The sequence below is a fragment of the Methylophilales bacterium genome (assembly GCA_019823025.1).
Lineage (GTDB): Bacteria > Pseudomonadota > Gammaproteobacteria > Burkholderiales > Methylophilaceae > BACL14.
This window is the reverse complement of the sequence record CP081940.1, coordinates 823,823-842,224: the sequence shown is the minus strand read 5'-3', so window position 1 is coordinate 842,224 and position 18,402 is coordinate 823,823. Positions and strand designations below refer to the sequence as shown.

Sequence of the window (18,402 nt, the reverse complement as noted above, 5' to 3'; positions counted from 1 at the left end):
GTTTATATCACCTTGACATAAACCGCTTAAATTAAATTATGGGGGTCAATTTTTATTAGTTATAATTTTTTCTTTTTAAAATAATAAATCCATCTTTTTCAAAAACTACGTGCATAATACGTTTTGTTTTTTTAACCCACTCTAAGTATTCATTTGCTACTTTTTTATTCGTACACTTTCCATAAAGCCAGTCACAACCTTTATCTATTATTGACCAAGGCCTTTTTAGATCTAATACAACAAAATCTGACTTTATAGGTTTCCATTTAGTTTTCTCAAGTTTTAAACCTCGTTGAATAAATGGCCCAGACCCAACCTCCGAAATTCCTCGGGGAAAAAGTAAAAAATGTCTTCGCTGAACCAATGGTAGCCAGTTTAGAGTATTTTGGATTGACACTACTACATCTGGATTCTCTGGAATAAAAAGAGAGATTTTTTGTTTTATCATTTGGTCTCTATCTGTTTGAATATAAGCATGATAATTATATGACCATACTTTATCAGACCAAAATATACGACTAATAGGTGAGGGGGACAGAGCTATATGTGTTATTAGTAGCCCTATAAGCAAAATAGATGTAAACCATTTAATAGGTAAGCCAATTCCTTCCCAAATAATCCTAGCTCGTGGTAATCCATTAGAAAAAGAAAAGATCAAAGGTGCAATCAAGCCAGCAGTGTAATGATGCCCCAAACCATAATAGGCTTTGTGGTCAAGAATTAAGGAGATAGCTAAGATAGGTAGGCCAACAATCAAAGCTTTGGGACTTAATAGTGAAATAAAACCCAACGAGCCAAACAATGCAACTACATATATGACCTTATCTGGGTTGGAAAAATTTTTACTTAATACTTCACCAAAATTATTAAAAATATAAAATATTATTTCACTTATGCTCGATCCAGCGCTGTGGAAAGACGAGTATGTGCTTATGCTTGATTTTTCTATGCCTGAGAAGTATGGAATAACGAACGAAGTGGCTATATAAAAATAAACAATACCAAAACCAATCAGACCAAAACCATAAAATAAATTATTTGGAGAACTAGTAAAAAACTTACTAGAACTTTTTGGAACCAACTCATTCTTTAAAAATAATAAATATATTCCACATGCTACAGTTTGAAGGGCAAAAGGTTCTTTAACAAAGGCGAGAGCTATGGCAGAAATTGCCGCATATTTAATATAATTATTTTGAGCAAATATAAAAAAACACAGCAATAAAAGAATTGATAAATGATCAGGGTGAAAGTCGAATAGAGCATTAAACCAAACAGGGAAAAAAAGTACATATGCTACAAAAGGCAATAGGCCAAGATATTTTTTTATTATATATCCTGAAAGTGCAATAATTAGCGATTGAAAAAATAATATTCCTTCAACAGAAAATACTGAATATATTCCGGAGTAAATAATTAAAGAAGGTGATGTATGACCAAAAAATATCTTCCAGAAGTACCCAAGCTCAGAAACGTTGTAAAGTGTGGAGGAATAAACACCTAAATCCATTACCCCACTGTGAAGAGAAAGATATTTTAAAAGACTAAGAGAAAATATAGCAATTAGCATAGCCAAAAAACAAAATGCATTGATATATTTGTAGATCAATAAATTTTTAAAATATTTGTAGCTAATCTTGAAAATTACCATATTATTAAATTAAAGTTTTTCATATAACTACAATGGCATCCTAAATGCATATCCTTAAGTGCTTAATTAATAATGCGCTCAACTATTGATCATCTAAAATTTCATAAAGATACCTAATTTTATCTTGAATATCATAATGATGATTTCCTACAAAAAAACCATTTTTATGAATTAAGTCTGCATTATCTAATTTATTATGTATCGTAAAATTGAAAAATTTAATAGCTTCGTTTTTGGTAAAGTTACCTGCAACTATAGGTCTACAATCTATTTTATTTTCTCGTAATTTTTTGATAACATTTTTTCTTGTTATTTTAGATTGTGGTTTAATAATAAGAGAAAAGCCAAACCAAGAACTATTGTCAATATCTTTTTGGATAATAAATTCCGGATGATTTTTGAATAGTTTTACAAAAAACTTTGCATTATCTCTTCTGTATTTCAGAAATGTAGGTAATTTTTTTAATTGTTCAATACCTATAGCTCCACTCATCTCAACGGGCCTGACATTATACCCGGGCAAAACAAACCTAAATGATTCCTCGAAATCGTCATCCTCTTTATTTGATACAAAGTTTTTCTTAGGAAGATTTCTAGTCCAACCATGTGCCCTTAATGAAAGTAATATATGATAGAGCTCCTCTTCATCAGTGCTTACAAAACCACCTTCCATTGTTGATATATGATGAGAAAAGAATGTCGAAAACGTTCCTAAGACACCAAAGGAACCTGCAGATTTGCCATTATATTTAGCCCCCAATGATTCGCAATTATCTTCAATAATAATTATATCTTTTCCATTAATAAGCTTATTTATAGCATTAAAATCATTAGGGTTCCCTAGAAGGTTTACAACTACAACCATTTTAGTTTGATTCGAAATCGCTGATCCCAAAGCGTCAAGGTCATAATTTAATGTTTCTAAGTCAATATCAACAAACTTTAATTTGAGTCCATACTGTTGCAATGGAAAGTAAGTTGTAGACCACGATACTGCTGGAACTATTACTTCATCTCCTCTCTTAAGCTTTGGAATTTTGGTATAGAAAAGTGCTGCAGTTGCAATTAGGTTAGCAGCTGAACCTGAGCTGACCATGACAGCGTATTTTCTATTTATAAAATTAGCAAAATCTGTTTCACACTTACTTACCTTTTCACCCATAGAATATGAACCAGTATCTATTACTGAATGAATAGCTTTTATTTCTTCAGAATTCCAAGTGCTAGAAGCTAATGGATATTTAATCACGACTCTACCTTATTCAAGTTTTTTTATTTTATAGGGTACATTTTAACATTCCTTTTTCGCCTATTAAGAATACATATTTATTTTTAATTGTTTCTGATAACTGTCTCAATTAGTTTAAAAAAAACTATTTTTTTAACTCTAAAACCTATTAATATATAAAATAAAACATTTGTTTAAATGATTTAATAAGAAAGAGAGGCAACGATCTTAATTTCAAATATCTTCATTACGTTCCCAATAAAATTTTTATTATATATAATAGTTACAATATTATAGACATTACCTTATATGCAAAATTTTTTTACAAGAATAGATGAGATCAAAAAAAATGAAATAGGTGTAAAAATATATAAAAATGTATTTGATGCTAATTTTTTGAAAGAGTTAGAAGATATTAATAAAACTTTATTTGCTCAAGTAGATAGAGCTGATTCAAAAAAAGTATCATTTTCTTTCAGTGAAAATAAACATTTAATTAAATTAGAAAAAATACTTAAAGAATTTTTAGGTGATTTATATGTAAATGATTTTAAACCACATTTTATAACCTCTCGGTTCCCTCTAAGAATTCATGCAGATAGTGGTAAAGATCCAGATGATGTTATAGGTCAAAATATATTGATTCCAATTAATATTTACCCAAAAAACAAACCTGCTCATACAGTAATTTTTAAGAATAGATGGTATGGGCCTGCTGCGTATTTTGTCTCCAAAAAATCAGATGGCCATGATCATATATTTAAAGATATTAATAATAAATTTATTGACGTTCCTAACGTATTAATCTTCAATGAAATGATATCAGATACTGAAAATCAAAATATTCTTAAATTTAAGGGGGGTGAATTTTTAATTAATGATTCATTTAGAAATGAGGTCTCAAATCTTTTAAATTCAGCTAGATACGGAATAAGGACAAATGAGCATATCACTAGTGGTAAGGAATTCGACAAAAAAATCTATAATGAATATTTAAGCCATCAACCTTATGAAGATTTAAGAGATTTAGAAATTCACACAATATATAAATGGAATCTTGGTGACATTCTAACCTGGGATAGATCCTTAATTCACAGTTCAGATAATTATCTTATTAATGGTGTTGACCATAAAATTTCTATTCCTATCTCAACTTCAAAAATTGATAAACCATTTAAATGATTTTAAATAAATGTAATTTGATTTATTCCTTAGTAATCAGCAACTCAAAGCCATGCTCTTTAAGCAAGGCATGACGTTTTGCTTCTTTCAAGTCTTCTCTTACCATTTCAGAGCAAACTTGTTGGACTGTAATCTCGGGAATCCATCCTAAGCTATCTTTTGCTTTCTTTGAGCTTCCTAATAGTGTTTCGACCTCTGCAGGCCTAAAGTAACGACTATCAACTCTAAAAATAACATCCCCAACTTTCAATGCAGGTGCATTTGGGCCCTCAATAGATTTTACTTTACCAACCTCATTAAGTCCTTCACCTTCGAAGCTAATTGTAATACCGAGCTCTAACGCGGACCACTGAATAAACTGACGAACAGAATACTGAATACCTGTAGCAATACAAAAATCATCGGGTCTATCTTGTTGAAGCATCATCCATTGCATACGCACAAAGTCTTTTGCATGCCCCCAATCTCTCAAGGAATTAATATTTCCCATATAGAGGCATTTTTGCAAACCTTGGGCTATATTTGCAAGACCTCTTGTTATTTTTCGAGTGGCGAAGGTTTCTCCACGCCTGGGTGATTCATGATTAAATAAAATTCCATTGCAAGCATAAATTCCATAAGATTCACGATAGTTAACAGTAATCCAATAAGCATACATCTTAGCAACCCCATATGGAGATCTTGGGTGGAATGGAGTAGTTTCAGTTTGAGGTGTTTCCTGAACATCACCAAAAAGCTCTGAGGTTGATGCTTGATAAAAACGTGTTTTATTTTCAAATCCTAAAAACCGAATTGCCTCTAGCAACCTGAGTGTACCTATTGCTACAACATCCGCAGTATATTCTGGCACTTCGAAGCTCACAGCAACATGAGATTGAGCAGCTAAATTGTATACCTCATCTGGTTCTACTTCTTTAAGTATTCGAATTAAATTACTACTATCTGTTAAATCACCATAATGAAGATATAATCCTGATTTATCATCATGTGGAGCCTGAAGAATATGATCAATACGCTGAGTATTGAATGACGAAGCTCTTCTTTTTATTCCGTGCACCTCGTAGCCTTTTTCCAAAAGAAACTCTGCAAGGTAGGAGCCATCTTGTCCAGTAATTCCTGTAATTAAAGCTACTTTCTTTTTTTTCATAATAATATTTTAATACGAAATAAAAATTTTTCTTAATAAGTGCATGAATTTAACTCTAAATTTCCAGGAAATTAAAAGCCTTACTGAATTAAAGTAATATTTTTTTAATTTGCTTATAATTCTACTAGAAAATTTTGAAATAGGTCTTGGAAATAGATTTATATTAACACTATTTTTTTTTGCCCATATCAAAGACTCATTTGTCCAACAGCCTTTCTCTACAAGATTAACCCAATCAAATAAATTTTTTTTAATTACGTAAAAACCGGTATCATAAGAGACTCTATATGAACCCATAATTTCAAAATTCCATGGACTCTCCCCTGGAATTAATAATCTAGTTAAATAACTCTTATCCCAAAAACCACAGACTAGGGACCTATATGGCATTTGTTTTGGTATTTCTAAAAATAAATTATTTTTTGAGGTTAAATTATTATGCCAAGGCCAGTGAGAATATTGAACATGAGTTGCATTACTAGAAATTCCAAATTCAACAAACTCTTTTAATTTATAAGCTTCTACAGGTGTTACAACAATCATATCTTCAAGAATTACTAATATTTTAGAGCAAGATATTTGTTCTAAAATTTTTATATAACTTGAGGACCAATTAGTATCTTTTCCCGATAATAATGGAATAACTCTTGGATCATTGTTAGGGACTTCATTGCTTCCAAAATATACCGGATACGAAGTTCCATCTAAGTCAAAATTATTAAAAAAATACTCTAAAAAAAGTGGCCATAAGTCTAAATATGCGTCACATGATAATATCAATATACCGAATTCGTTGTTAGATAATTTATTCATAAACGATATATTTAGAATCCATGCTTAAGCAAATAATAATTTATAGATATTATCTTAAATTTAGCGAGAGGACTCATAAAGTTTAAATTTTTTTGTAACCAGACCTTATTAAAAATATTAGAATTGGAATCTGACAAGATTATTTCCTTCGAAGATTTACTTGACACCCATGAATCTAAATCAACGGCAAACCCAAGTTTTTTTCTATTTACAAGGTGTGAGGGTAGGTTTTTTGCTAGCATTTTTTTAAGTAAAATTTTCTTTGATAAGAACTTTTTATGCTCAGACGAAGAAAAAGAAAAAGATAGTTCAGCTATCTTATGATCAAGTAATGGACTTCTCAATTCAAGTCCATTTGCCATTGATGCTCTGTCTGCCTTAAATAAATACCAATCTGGCAATTGGAACAAAGTATCAAGATACATTGATTGTAAGAACGGGTCATTGAGAAATGGTTGATTTGCCTTTGAAACTGAAGCAAATATTGCTTTTTTATTAAAATTTTTATTTTCTAATAGCTCTTCCATTTCCTCAATTAAAAAACCACCACTACCAAATATAAACTGCCTTTCATTAAAATTTAATTTTAGACCACTTGCTAATCTTTTAAGAGATATTGAATTTGTATTTTTAAGTAATGATGCTATAAAATTTCTAATAAACTGAGGGGTTTTTTCAATATATTCCTGCACAGGATATTTAATATAGCCACCAAAAATTTCATCACCACCATCGCCACTTAGGGCGACCTTATATCTATTCCCAACAATCTTAGATAAATAATGGAGTGGTATCATTGCCGCATCAGCAACAGGTTCATCCAGGATATTTAGCATGCTTTCTGCACTATCTGAAAATTGCTTAGCATTCATATCAACAATATTTAGTTTTCCCTTAAGGCTTCTTGCTACTTGCTTAGCGAAGTCGCTTTCATCATTTTTATAGTTCTTATAAGAAATTGTAAAAGCTTCCATATCTGGCATATGCATTAGAGCTTTCGAATAAACCAAGCTACTATCTACTCCGCCTGATAAAAACATACATATTGGAACATCAGAAACAAGTCTGTCTCCTACAGATTTGTCTAATAATCGCTCCATTTCTTTGGAGGGTTCCTGAAAAATTCTAGAACTATTATTGTAGTTTTCTACTGACCAATAAATTTTACTATCAATAAAATCCATGCGCTTTATAGAAAAAACGGCAATAGTTGAGGGATTTATTTTTTTAATTTCATTAAAGATACTACTTTGGCCATGAATAAAACCAGTAATTAAAATTTGATTAATGGACGTTTTATCTACTGATAAAGATGACTTTATTCTATTTAGTTCTAGGATTGAATTTAATTCAGAAGCAAAAACAAAATTTTCATTATCAAGATAATAATACAGTGGTTTTTTACCAAAACGATCTCTTGCAATTGTAATTTCTCCTTTAAAATTATCTAAAATTACAAATGCAAACATGCCAGATAACTTTTCAACACAATCTAAACCATATCTTATAAAAAGCTGAAGAATAACTTCAGTATCAGAGCTACCAGAAAAAATTACTCCTGCAGCTTTTAGATCATTGCGTAATTCATTAAAGTTATATATCTCTCCATTAAATATAATTGTATATCTTTTATCCGAGGTACTCATAGGTTGACAACCTGAATCAGATAAATCTTGGACGGAAAGTCTGGTATGCCCAAGAAAAATAGAGTGCTTTCTTTTATATGTTAATGAAGTCCATCCTGAATCATCAGGACCTCTATGGCGAAGGCTATTTACAGAATTAATACACTCTGCCTGAGAAATTTTTTTAGTTGAAATAATTCCAAAAATACCACACATAATATGTTTTATCTAAGCCTTATTTTTTCTAGGAAATTGGTTAAGTAAACATCTAACACGACTGACAGATTTTTCATTTGAATCAATTCTTCCAGAAAATAAAATTTTTAATCCATCTGCAAAGCCTACCCAATACAAAACAATTAAATCAAACCTAAAATAACGTAAAGCTATAAAGCTATAAATAAAGGGCCAAACCCATGAAAAAAAGGTGTTAAAGATGATTTTTTGTCCTAATGAACCATACCTGCTAACAAATAAGATTCTATTCCTCATTATATAATATGCTTTCTGCCTAAAATTATTGTTTGAGATTTGAATGCCCGCATGCCCCCAAATTTTGTTGTGAAATGTTTTAGCACTTAGTATCATCTCACACTTATAACCATGTTCTCTTGCAGAAAATGCAAAATCAGGCTCTGTAAATGTTTGAACAATTCGTTCATCAAAATAATTGTTTTTTTCTAGAGCTATTTTTTTAATCATAAAAACATTAGGGATACCATCTGATGAAGAAGATTTTTTTGTTTCAGAATTTAGTCCTTTTGTTTTTCCCGTAAAAAAATTTATTTTTTGTGATGTCAAATAAGGAATATTTGAACCTTTGTGATACATAGATGGCCCGACTATGCCTAATTTAGGATTATTTTCAAGGTGGATAATAAGATTGTCTATCATTTTTATATCGACTTCATTGTCATCATCTACAAATAAAACTAATTTACCTTTTGCTTTTCTAGCACCAAGATTTCTAGAACGGACCATCATTTTTTGCTGTTTATTTCTTATTACAACTAAATTTAATCTAGAGTATTCATTTTTATTAAATTTTTTTGTGCCATCACTGGACGCATCATCTACAACAATGACCTCATAGGGAATAGTTAGATTACTATTAATAATTGACTCGAGGCAACTCCGAAATAATAACTCTCTATTTCTAGTTGTTATAACAATGGACAATTTAACTTTATTCACGTTTTTTTAAAATTATTTCAAAATTCGTGTAAATTCCATTATCTTTTGAAATATAATCGATGAACTCCGATAAAATACCTGTAATTAAAATAAATGGCGTTGATAAAATAGCATACAAATAATAAATGACATTAGATCTATTTTTAAAGAGAGTTCTTATAGGCCAAGTCCAAAAAGCATAATGGATAAGATTCGCAGTAGCACCATGTCTTTCAAAATGAATAACTTCAAATTTAGAATTTTTTGCCAAAAGCCTCATACCAAACTCAGTAAAGCGCCAATAGTCATGAGGTAACATATGTTCTTCAAAAGCCATATGGGTTGTTAAATAAACTTTACCTCCTGGCTTTAGAACTCTAAACATTTCATCAAGTGCACTCTGGGGGGCTGTTAAATGTTCTAAAACTTGGGCGCACAAAATTACATTGACTGCTTCACTATCAAGGATTTCATCTTTCGAACAAATATCATATACATAATCTATTGTGTTGTATGAATTCTGAATAATATCTTGAGAAAGATACTTTGCTTTTGAAAAGTGACCAGAATGATACGTAGACCCTGCACCAATATCTAAGATCTTATTGCCTTTAAAGTCATATTCTTGAGCCATTTTTTTTATAAATCTTTCAACTCTATATGCATGAAACCTAATAAATCTAAGTGGCACAATTGTATAATAAAGCTTTGTAATTTGATCTGTATTCATTTTTTATTCTTACCCTTTGTTTGTTGTATTATCCCGAAAATAAGAATACTTATAAGAAAAGATATACTAATACCTAACCCAATAATAAATGTAATATAGGGCCAGTAAACGATAAATTTGTTTTTATCTTTATCCTTTGAAGTGCCTAAAATCACATCCCTGGTTTTGTGAGCGATACCGCAACCTATATCAGAAATATATTTTTGCATCCCATCTTTTTTTTGTTTTATTAACCCATTAGAGTTATTTATATTTTTTTGATATTTGTCACCATCACACAACCACCAACTATCTTGATGATTGCCATATTTAATTATATCGGGGTTCTTACATGAAGAATTTATATTAATAAGGCTTGCATTTACCCTAACAGCAGAAGACTGCTCTTTATCGTTATGACAATTTATTGATAAAAAATGTAGACTATTATCTACTTCTTTAACACTTTCAAACAAATAAAAATGTTGATTTTTTTCAACAGTCTTTAAGATACCCAGCTTTTCCATATCTAACAATTTACTTCTAACAAGATTATGATCACCTCTATTGATCAAGCTATCATTTTTCACTAAAAAAAATGAATTCCCTCTTGATATCATATCCTTAATGCAATTTAAGTTTACAGAGCCCCCGCAATTATCAACAATTCTTCTTGTACCAGAATTGCCATCGTAAAAGTATATGGCTGGGCCGTCCCAATACATCCTAATAAACTCTGAACCAACAAAACCCTCTTCATCATTCCATTTTAATATTATATTGTATGATTTTTCGTTTATTGGCAGCTTTACTAAAGAAGGTGGAAAATCATAATTAGCATCTTGTGAGATTTTTTTTAAAACATCATATTCATCAGGTGGCATCATATACTCAGGGGGTTTTGATCCATTATTATCTGAGTAATTTAAGCCTTTCAAAAAAGGTAGAGTTGATAGTAGTATGAAAATAAATGTTATCACTTTAAATGGTGTTTTTACAGAATACGACATTATTATCGAAGCAAAAAATGCCAGAATTAGTCCAACTTTCATAGATATTGATCTAAACCCTCTCTCAAAACCAGGAATATCAAGAAATAATTCAGGAATCAAATTAATTGGAAACGTATATTTCATCCCAGCAATTAAGACCACTATAAACAAATAAGCACCTAAAAATATAACGTGTTTTTTATCAACTTTTGGGGTAAATAATGGAAATATAGATATTAAAACAACTAATATGTTGAAGAGGATAAATATGTTTGATCTTATAAATTCACCCCATATTCTTATGGGCATGTTTGGCCCATGAAAACCATTTGCAGTCCAAAGACCACCACCATTTCCTAATAAAGAGTACAAAATTGCGTAGCTATCGTTAATAGCTATTTTCCGATCATTTACTAATCCAGCAATTAAATTAGATGCAGAGTTATGTTGATTAGCAATATCGGCAACAAAAGGGAAGAGCCAATAACAATTAGCAATAAAAAAAATAAATACTACTAAAGCCTTTCGACTAAGGGTGATATGATTTTTATTTGAAAGTATATGTCCAGAAATAACAAGAAAGAATAACAATACTGCGAAATAACAAATAAAAAAAGCTGGATTAGAAAAACCTGGATTTAAACAAATTATAAAAAAACCAACTAAAAATAACAAATTGTTTGTGTTTAAAAACTTTAAAGCTAAGGCCATTGTTGCTGGTAACAATTGATATACAAAAATGTTCATGCCGTGATCGGGACTCCAATAATGAAGTGATATCGAAGAAAAAATATACAGCAAAGAAAAAACAATACTTTGCTCTTCCTTCCAGCTAAACAATCTTCCGAGTTGCAGGGTCCCTAATAAACAAATAACAGTAAATACAAAAAATATAATAGATTGTACAGTTGCATGACTAAAATCAAATTGAGTAAGTAAATAACCAATGCTTCCAAACAACAAAGTCACATGATGCCTTGGGACTGGGTTACCAAAATTATAACTATCATCCCAAGTACTTAATCCACGATTAAAATATCCATTGAAATCTAATGACCATGCATAGTCTCCTGCATTTAAAATACGGCCATCCCCATAATAAATATGTGGCAGGATTACTATTAATGCTGCCAATAGTAAATAATATTTTTTGTTGAATGTAATCATATCTTTCAGATACTCAATTAATACATCAATTATTTACCCCGAACCCCTATTACTTTTGCTGGAGTTCCTGCAACTATATTTAGAGGCTTAACTTCTTTTGTTACAACACTATTAGCTCCAACAATTGCACCATCACCCAAAATAACGCCGGGCATGATAACCGCGTTATTACCAATCCAAACATCTTTGCCTATAGTAGTTTTTTTAGTATTAATTCCCTGGCATTTCATTGGCACACTAATATCATGAAAATCGTGGCTAGCAGACAATATTGTTACATTTATTCCAACCATTGAAAAATCTCCAATATCAAGACCTCCGGGGCCATCTAAACGGCAACGTAAATTTATAGTCACATCATTTCCAACCCTCACATTTGTGGGGCTCGTAACTACAACCCCTTGCGAAAAATAAGTGCGCTTGCCAACACCCTTCATAAATATACTATAAATAATCGCTCTAACTCTTGAAGTAAAAAAAGTATACTTATTGAAAATAGATTGGAGTATTCTCAATTTTTTATCGTCTTTAATCTCGAAAATAAATAACCAATCCCGGTTAAGAATCTAATTAGAACTATTGAAAAATACAAATCTGGTCTTTTAAGAGTTCTTTTCCACTTTCCATTTTCTACAAAAACAAAAACAAATCTATACCATAGTCCTAGTTGTTTTTGTATATCTGGGTCTGATGATCCCCACTTCTTAACATATGCATTCAAATCAGTTGAATAATAAGTCTTCTTTTTAATAAATTTCCAAATAGACATTTTGGATTCATTATGAAAAATACAGCTATTTTTACTATATTGCGGATTTATATTCAATTTTAGTGAATTTAATATTTCACCTGTATTTTCTTCTGTTTCTTCAATATACCCAATCTCTCCAATCAATTTTAGTTCTTTATCTAAATCCCAGTCATCTGCCCCATGCTCCCAATTTTTAGAGAAACCGCCAGACTTTATAAAGGCATTTCTTAGAATTATTCTAGAACCATCAATGACAGTATTATTATAAAAAGATCTTTCAAATCTTCTAACCTTTGAAAAAAAGTCATCGCCAAGGATTATTTCAGGAATATTTAATGCTATTAAATTTTTATTTGATAAATAGGCAATACAATTTTCTATAAGTCTCTTTGACAAAATCATGTCTGCATCAATCCAAACCAAATATTTTCCAGTGGATAAGTCTAACATTCCATAATTTCGTTGTGTATTCCTTTCAGGACCTATATTTGCGACAATATCTGCATACTTTTTTGAAATTTTTTTTGTTTTATCTGTCGAATAATTATCTACTACGATAATTTCCATTAGATTTCTTGGGTATGTTTGATTCAATATAGATAACAAACAATTTTCGATATTATCTTGCTCATTTTTTGTTGTTATGACTATTGAAACAATCGCATCTTTATTAGAATCCTTGTATTTCATAAATTTTCCTGTTACCAATTTAAATCTCTTAAAGTTACAAATTTACAACCTGATTTTACCAAATCAGGATTATTTAATTTAATATCATCTAAGAAATTCCATGCCAATACTAGAATATAGTCTGGTAGTTTTTTCAGGGCATCTTTTTTCGATTTAATTGGAATTTTCATACCGGGAAGTAAATGATTATGTTTTAGCTCATTGTCTTCAATGATATAGTCAATATCTTTATATGAAATACCATAATAATTTAGGACAGTTGTTGCTTTTGCAGGAGATCCATAGCCAACTATAGAATTTCCTTCCTTCTTAATTTTCGATACTGTCTTTAGTACACTTGTTTTGAGATTTTTCACTTTGCTGGCAAATTTTTCATAAGTCCTAAACTGACTAATTCCAAAATCTTTCTCTTTATTTAAAAATATTTCGACTGATGAATCAACTTTTGTATCATTGCTAATATATGCTCTTATTGAACCACCATGAGTTTCAACATGTTCAACCTTAATTAGTTTAAGATCATTCAAGTTGCAGAATTCTTTTAAAGAAGTAACAGACCAGTAATTAACATGCTCATGGTAAATATTATCAAATGTGACATCTTTAAGGGTGTCCAATAAATACTGAACTTCAATAATAAAAACACCATCTTTCTTAAGTGCCCTAAAAGCATTATTCACTAGTGACTTTAGATCATCTGCATGAGCAAAAACATTAAAAGCAGTAACTATATCTGCCTTACCTTTTAATTTAATTACTTTATCTACTATTTTTTCATCAAAATAACCCTGCAGCGTTTCTAATCCTTTGGAGTTTGCTAAACTAGCTAAATTTTCAGCAGGGTCCACACCTAATATTTGAATTCCATTTTCTTTAAGTGGTTTGAGAAAAACACCATCGTTACTACCTATATCCAAAACAAAACTTTTTTTATTAAGGTTAAACTCTTTTATAAATTTGTCTGCCATGCTTGAAAAATGATTTCTAAATGTCTGATTTGTCGAAGATACATAAAGGTAACTATCAAACATTTGTTTAGCTGGTACTGTAAACGAAAGTTGGCAATTTGAGCAATTTGGACAAAAATTGAGTTCTAAAGGATATAAATTATCTTTTTCATTAATATCCTTAAGTAAGCTATTAGCTAATGGTGACATTCCTAGAGAGATTACCTCTTTAAGGTTCTTTTTTCCACACACTCTGCAATTAGCCTTATAGTGATCTACTATCTGTTTTCTTAGGTTATCATCTACCAATTCATAAAAAATTGTGTGCGTTAAACCATAATTCTCATGCTCTCTTTCACCTCTAACTAGATTGAGAAAAATTGAATCCTCTAGAAAAACCATTGTGTGGGCTACATTGGGGTGGATTACTGCCAAATCTCCAGGGTTGATAATATTGGTCTCAATTACAGCATTTTCATCAGATAAATCCTTAAGAACACTTATATATTGACCAGATATAAGTAAACATTTTTGCTCCTGAATCGGATGGTAATGGTTTGCTCTAACTGTTCCTGTTTTTGATTCAATATATCCAATGAGATTGATGGGTTCAGTAAGCTCAAAATTACTTATCTTTCCGCGCTCATCTATATATTCTTTCTGGCCTTTTTGAATCAACTCAAGTTTATTAAACTGATCTTTTGTCGACCAAGCCTTAATCATTTCATTAAGTGACTCTTTCAATGGATATTTAAATTCAAAACCAGTTGCTAGGATTTTCTTATTTGAAGTTGTATAGCCTAGATTAGGTATTTCATCATCAGTTTCTATGAGCTCGACATAAGTATTAATTTTTTTACATATTTCAGCCACTTCTTTTACTGTTGTATTAACACTTGAGCAATGAAAAATTTCTTTAGCAACCTCATCTTTTTCAGCAAGGAATTTCATTGATCTCACAACATCAAAAACTGATACTAGGCTTTTATATTGTTTGCCCCCAGAAAAAAGCTTAATAATTCCATTTTGAGATGTAATTTTTGCAAATAAATTTGGCATAATATTTATCCGCATAGTATCTGAGAATGAAAGACCAAATACTGTAGCGAGCCTAAGGATAACAAAATTTATGTTTGCATTTTGTATATCAATTTCTGATTTTGCCTTACCATCTGCATAAGATAAGATCGGGAGTAAAGGCTCATTCTCTTCTATATCAAACTTAGTTTTTTGAAGGCCTTCATAAACTACATGTGTTGATGGAAAAATTAGTTTTGCATTTTTAGGTAAAGATTTAATAACATTATTTGTACCATCAATCCCAACTTCAGCGATCAGCTTTTCTTTTTCATTGTTTACTTCAGTTTTAGTATGGGCTACATCGGTTATTCCAGCTAAGTGATATACAATATCGGCGTCACCCAAAACGCTCTGCATTAAATCTAAATCTAGTATATCTCCGTGAACAAAATTAATGCCCCAATCTCTAAGTTGGATGACTCTTTCTGAGGCAAATTTATTATCAATAACCGTTATATCTTTATATCTAGATTCACCGGAATAAATTTTACATAATTCAGTCCCTATGTAACCAAGACCACCCGTAATAACAACCTTCATTTTTTCTCCAAAAATTAAACGAAGTACAAATTAAATATACTGTATAAACAATTAACCATTATATACATTAACGAAGTTTACTTACTAATTCACCTTTTCTTAAAAAGCCCATCATAAACCGAATTCCATAAAAAAAATGAGTGGGAGGTAAATATAAAAGTGTTGCTAATGATACAAGTAAACCTTCATGTTTGCTTGAATCATAAATAGATGAAACAATCGCTAAAATATATATTGTCCAGCCAAAAAGTATAAACAAAAATAAAAATAGACTTTGACCCGAAAGAGCGAATATGATCGAAACCAAAACAAAAAAAACAAATAATGATGGTATAAAAAACTTAAATCGAAAAGATGTCTCGGGGTAATGTCGGGCAAAATAGCCTCTATGAAGACCATAGGCGCCAACTTGTTTTAAATGAAGTAAAAATCCTGCCCTACGATGATGCCAAACAATCATTTCAGGTGCATACATTATTTTCTTGCCTGTTTTTTTAAGCTTGAGACACAACCAAGTATCATCACCTGGCCAATAATGACAATCAAACCCTCCCACAGAGAGAAAATCTTTTCTTCTAACCATTAAGTTAACAGTCGGCCAATCATCAATTTCTTTTGAAGGCCCATAAGGGACATACCTTTCTGGGAATCCACCTGTTAGTTTTCCTAAAAAAACAGCACCTGAAACATGCTGCCAAAAACTATCTTCTTTGGGAGTTATAGCTGGACCACCAATTGCTATAACATTAGAATTTAAAAAATAAGTTTTTGCAATTTTCAGGAAGTTAACATCTGGATATGAATCGTCATCTAGAAATACTACAATATCACCATTTGAACTCATTGCACCAAGATCGCGTTTTTGGGCAGGGCCTACTTTACCAGATTCTAATATAGTAATTCTTTTATCATCAGCCCACTCATTCTCTTCAATAGAGTTGGGGATGATAAACAGTTCCCATTTATGAGTTTTTAATGCTTGTATATGGGGGACAGTCTCTCTTACATAATTGTTAATAGACTTAACAGGTATAATAATTGAAAATAACATATATTTTAATATTTTCTTAGTTGTTTTCTAAATAACTAATTTTGGGGTTATTTAATTTTCGATAAAAGTATTTAGTACATACATCAGATAATTAAGCTATTAAATTTGCAGATATAATTTGGTTATTTTTCAACAGACATCTTTTCTGGAGATTTACTAGTTTCATGACGAGTCAGGTTAAATATATGTTGTCGAACTCGACGAATAGCACGGATACTGTAAGTAAATAAAAATTGCCAGTCTTTCTTTTTAAAGCTAGTTAAGAAAAGTAACTGTCTGAGAATAAACTTTGGATGAAATGCAATTGAATACATATCCCTTACAGCTTTGTAGTATTGATCGTGTGGAATTGGTGTTTTAACAATAAGTTTACTCATGTCAAAATCATTATAGTCATCTGTTAAAAGAACGCCTTCTTTTATGCATTCTTTATGATAGGGTGTGTAATCAAGTGGTGTACACAATGTAACTTGAAGTGTACGAGCTAAACCACTAAACATAAGACGTTTTACTTCAGACACTGTATTATCTAATTGTTTTTGGGTTTGCCAATAATAACCTACCATAATAGTCAAGTGAGGATGCATTCCATACTTTGTCATCCATTTTAAGCAATTATCTACATGTTGTAATTGATAACCTTTATTGAGCTTTATTAGAGTTACATTATCAGCTGCCTCATATCCCAACAAAATAAATCTAAAATTTGCTTTGCCCATTAGCTTTATTGTCTCTTCATCAAGGTATTCAAAGCGAGTATTAATACCAAAATAACAACCTTTTTTGTGTAGACCTCTATCAATAATACCTTGAGCAAACTGCCTAGCTTCTTTACCTCTATACCAAACACCTGAATCATCAAAAATTTCTTTTACTCCGTGCTCATTAATTAAGCGTTCATACTCATCTAAACTTCGCTCTACCGACATCATAGAAAAAGTTAAATCTGGGCCGTTATATCGACAAAATGTACATTTACCAAACATACAATCTCTAATAACACTGGATGCATATGTACCAGGAGTTTGAAGGAAGTTACCATTCTCAAAAGCATAATCCTCCCAATTAACAAGATCTCTATCAACTAATGGAACATTATCAAGAGGTTCTACTTGTCTAAAGTCACCTGTGGACCTTAATTGCCCATTATCTAGACGAATAAGCAGACCTTCACCAAGATAATCTGTTCGCCAATTATCATTCTCATGAATGAAAGGAATAAGGCGATGAAGGGCAAAATCAACATTACTACTTCTTAATACCATGTCTGCCGCACATTTTTGCATAGTCTCTTCGGGCATACGCATAGAATGATAGCCTGTCATAATTACGATGCTATTAGGCAATGCTTTTTTAACCTTATCAATTGTTTGCCAATAAAATTTCATAACGGGCGTTGTACTTTCAAGTACAATTACATTTGGACTTTCGTTAATTAAATCCTCAAACCATTTATCAAAAGATTTAAGCTGAGCATTCCCATCATCCCAATAAACTTCATAACCCATTTGTTTTAAATAGGTCGCTGCTTGAGCATAAGTTACAGGTAATAAATAAGTAGGTTCTTTGAAGAACTGAACATTACGATTCTGAGAAACCATCGCCTTTTGACCATGATCATTAATAATTGGTGGATAAGATATTGATATTTTCATT

The 18,402-nt window shown here is 30.9% G+C and carries 14 protein-coding genes; 1 reads left to right on the top strand and 13 read right to left on the bottom strand.

Going from position 1 to position 18,402, the window contains the following annotated elements:
* Positions 1 to 55: 55 nt before the first annotated feature.
* Both K6112_04560 and K6112_04555 read right to left on the bottom strand, forming a co-directional pair.
* Positions 56 to 1,510, bottom strand: a complete 1,455-nt coding sequence (locus tag K6112_04560; protein ID QZP17301.1) for a DUF2079 domain-containing protein — start codon at positions 1,508 to 1,510, stop codon at positions 56 to 58.
* Between the two features lie 223 nt (positions 1,511 to 1,733).
* Entirely contained in the window at positions 1,734 to 2,900 is a 1,167-nt protein-coding gene (locus tag K6112_04555; GenBank protein QZP17300.1) for a DegT/DnrJ/EryC1/StrS family aminotransferase, read from the bottom strand.
* A 288-nt stretch (positions 2,901 to 3,188) separates the two neighbouring features.
* Between K6112_04555 and K6112_04550 the strand changes: the two genes are divergently transcribed.
* Positions 3,189 to 4,061 (top strand): hypothetical protein, encoded by an 873-nt coding sequence (locus tag K6112_04550; GenBank protein ID QZP17299.1) that lies wholly within the window; start codon positions 3,189 to 3,191, stop codon positions 4,059 to 4,061.
* A 22-nt stretch (positions 4,062 to 4,083) separates the two neighbouring features.
* Here the strand turns inward: K6112_04550 and gmd are convergent, their stop codons facing one another.
* The 11 genes from gmd to K6112_04495 all read right to left on the bottom strand — a co-directional run bounded on the left by gmd (position 4,084) and on the right by K6112_04495 (position 18,401).
* Positions 4,084 to 5,208, bottom strand: coding sequence for a GDP-mannose 4,6-dehydratase (gene gmd, locus K6112_04545; GenBank protein ID QZP17298.1), 1,125 nt, complete (start codon positions 5,206 to 5,208; stop codon positions 4,084 to 4,086).
* A 9-nt stretch (positions 5,209 to 5,217) separates the two neighbouring features.
* Positions 5,218 to 6,021 carry a hypothetical protein gene (locus K6112_04540; protein ID QZP17297.1) on the bottom strand — a complete coding sequence of 268 codons (804 nt, stop codon included), beginning with the start codon at positions 6,019 to 6,021 and terminating at the stop codon, positions 5,218 to 5,220.
* A gap of 11 nt (positions 6,022 to 6,032) precedes the next feature.
* Positions 6,033 to 7,862 carry an asparagine synthase (glutamine-hydrolyzing) gene (gene asnB / locus K6112_04535; GenBank protein QZP17296.1) on the bottom strand — a complete coding sequence of 610 codons (1,830 nt, stop codon included), beginning with the start codon at positions 7,860 to 7,862 and terminating at the stop codon, positions 6,033 to 6,035.
* 12 nt (positions 7,863 to 7,874) lie between these two features.
* Complete coding sequence (locus K6112_04530) at positions 7,875 to 8,840, bottom strand: glycosyltransferase (protein QZP17295.1); 966 nt, start codon at positions 8,838 to 8,840, stop codon at positions 7,875 to 7,877.
* On the bottom strand, positions 8,833 to 9,549 hold the full coding sequence (locus K6112_04525; protein ID QZP17294.1) for a methyltransferase domain-containing protein: 717 nt from the start codon (positions 9,547 to 9,549) through the stop codon (positions 8,833 to 8,835). The genes K6112_04530 and K6112_04525 overlap by 8 nt, the downstream gene beginning before the upstream one ends.
* The gene (locus K6112_04520) at positions 9,546 to 11,687 is read right to left on the bottom strand and encodes a hypothetical protein (GenBank protein ID QZP17293.1); all 2,142 of its coding nucleotides are present in this window, start codon (positions 11,685 to 11,687) and stop codon (positions 9,546 to 9,548) included. The genes K6112_04525 and K6112_04520 overlap by 4 nt, the downstream gene beginning before the upstream one ends.
* Before the next feature lie 29 nt (positions 11,688 to 11,716).
* Entirely contained in the window at positions 11,717 to 12,124 is a 408-nt protein-coding gene (locus K6112_04515) for an acyltransferase (protein ID QZP18487.1), read from the bottom strand.
* A 74-nt stretch (positions 12,125 to 12,198) separates the two neighbouring features.
* Positions 12,199 to 13,128 (bottom strand): glycosyltransferase, encoded by a 930-nt coding sequence (locus tag K6112_04510; protein ID QZP17292.1) that lies wholly within the window; start codon positions 13,126 to 13,128, stop codon positions 12,199 to 12,201.
* A gap of 11 nt (positions 13,129 to 13,139) precedes the next feature.
* The gene (locus K6112_04505) at positions 13,140 to 15,695 is read right to left on the bottom strand and encodes an NAD-dependent epimerase/dehydratase family protein (protein ID QZP17291.1); all 2,556 of its coding nucleotides are present in this window, start codon (positions 15,693 to 15,695) and stop codon (positions 13,140 to 13,142) included.
* Positions 15,696 to 15,762: 67 nt separating this feature from the next.
* Complete coding sequence (locus tag K6112_04500) at positions 15,763 to 16,746, bottom strand: glycosyltransferase (protein ID QZP17290.1); 984 nt, start codon at positions 16,744 to 16,746, stop codon at positions 15,763 to 15,765.
* Positions 16,747 to 16,868: 122 nt separating this feature from the next.
* Positions 16,869 to 18,401, bottom strand: a complete 1,533-nt coding sequence (locus tag K6112_04495) for a radical SAM protein (GenBank protein QZP17289.1) — start codon at positions 18,399 to 18,401, stop codon at positions 16,869 to 16,871.
* Position 18,402: the final 1 nt, after the last annotated feature.

Bases quoted from the DNA above. Each gene is read 5' to 3' on its own strand.
- K6112_04525 (QZP17294.1), bottom strand. From the start codon at position 9,549: ATGAATACAGATCAAATTACAAAGCTTTATTATACAATTGTGCCACTT.
- K6112_04500 (QZP17290.1), bottom strand. From the start codon at position 16,746: ATGTTATTTTCAATTATTATACCTGTTAAGTCTATTAACAATTATGTA.
- K6112_04550 (QZP17299.1), top strand. From the start codon at position 3,189: ATGCAAAATTTTTTTACAAGAATAGATGAGATCAAAAAAAATGAAATA.
- gmd (QZP17298.1), bottom strand. From the start codon at position 5,208: ATGAAAAAAAAGAAAGTAGCTTTAATTACAGGAATTACTGGACAAGAT.
- K6112_04510 (QZP17292.1), bottom strand. From the start codon at position 13,128: ATGAAATACAAGGATTCTAATAAAGATGCGATTGTTTCAATAGTCATA.
- K6112_04515 (QZP18487.1), bottom strand. From the start codon at position 12,124: ATGAAGGGTGTTGGCAAGCGCACTTATTTTTCGCAAGGGGTTGTAGTT.
- K6112_04560 (QZP17301.1), bottom strand. From the start codon at position 1,510: ATGGATTTAGGTGTTTATTCCTCCACACTTTACAACGTTTCTGAGCTT.
- K6112_04495 (QZP17289.1), bottom strand. From the start codon at position 18,401: ATGAAAATATCAATATCTTATCCACCAATTATTAATGATCATGGTCAA.
- K6112_04520 (QZP17293.1), bottom strand. From the start codon at position 11,687: ATGATTACATTCAACAAAAAATATTATTTACTATTGGCAGCATTAATA.
- K6112_04505 (QZP17291.1), bottom strand. From the start codon at position 15,695: ATGAAGGTTGTTATTACGGGTGGTCTTGGTTACATAGGGACTGAATTA.
- asnB (QZP17296.1), bottom strand. From the start codon at position 7,862: ATGTGTGGTATTTTTGGAATTATTTCAACTAAAAAAATTTCTCAGGCA.
- K6112_04540 (QZP17297.1), bottom strand. From the start codon at position 6,021: ATGAATAAATTATCTAACAACGAATTCGGTATATTGATATTATCATGT.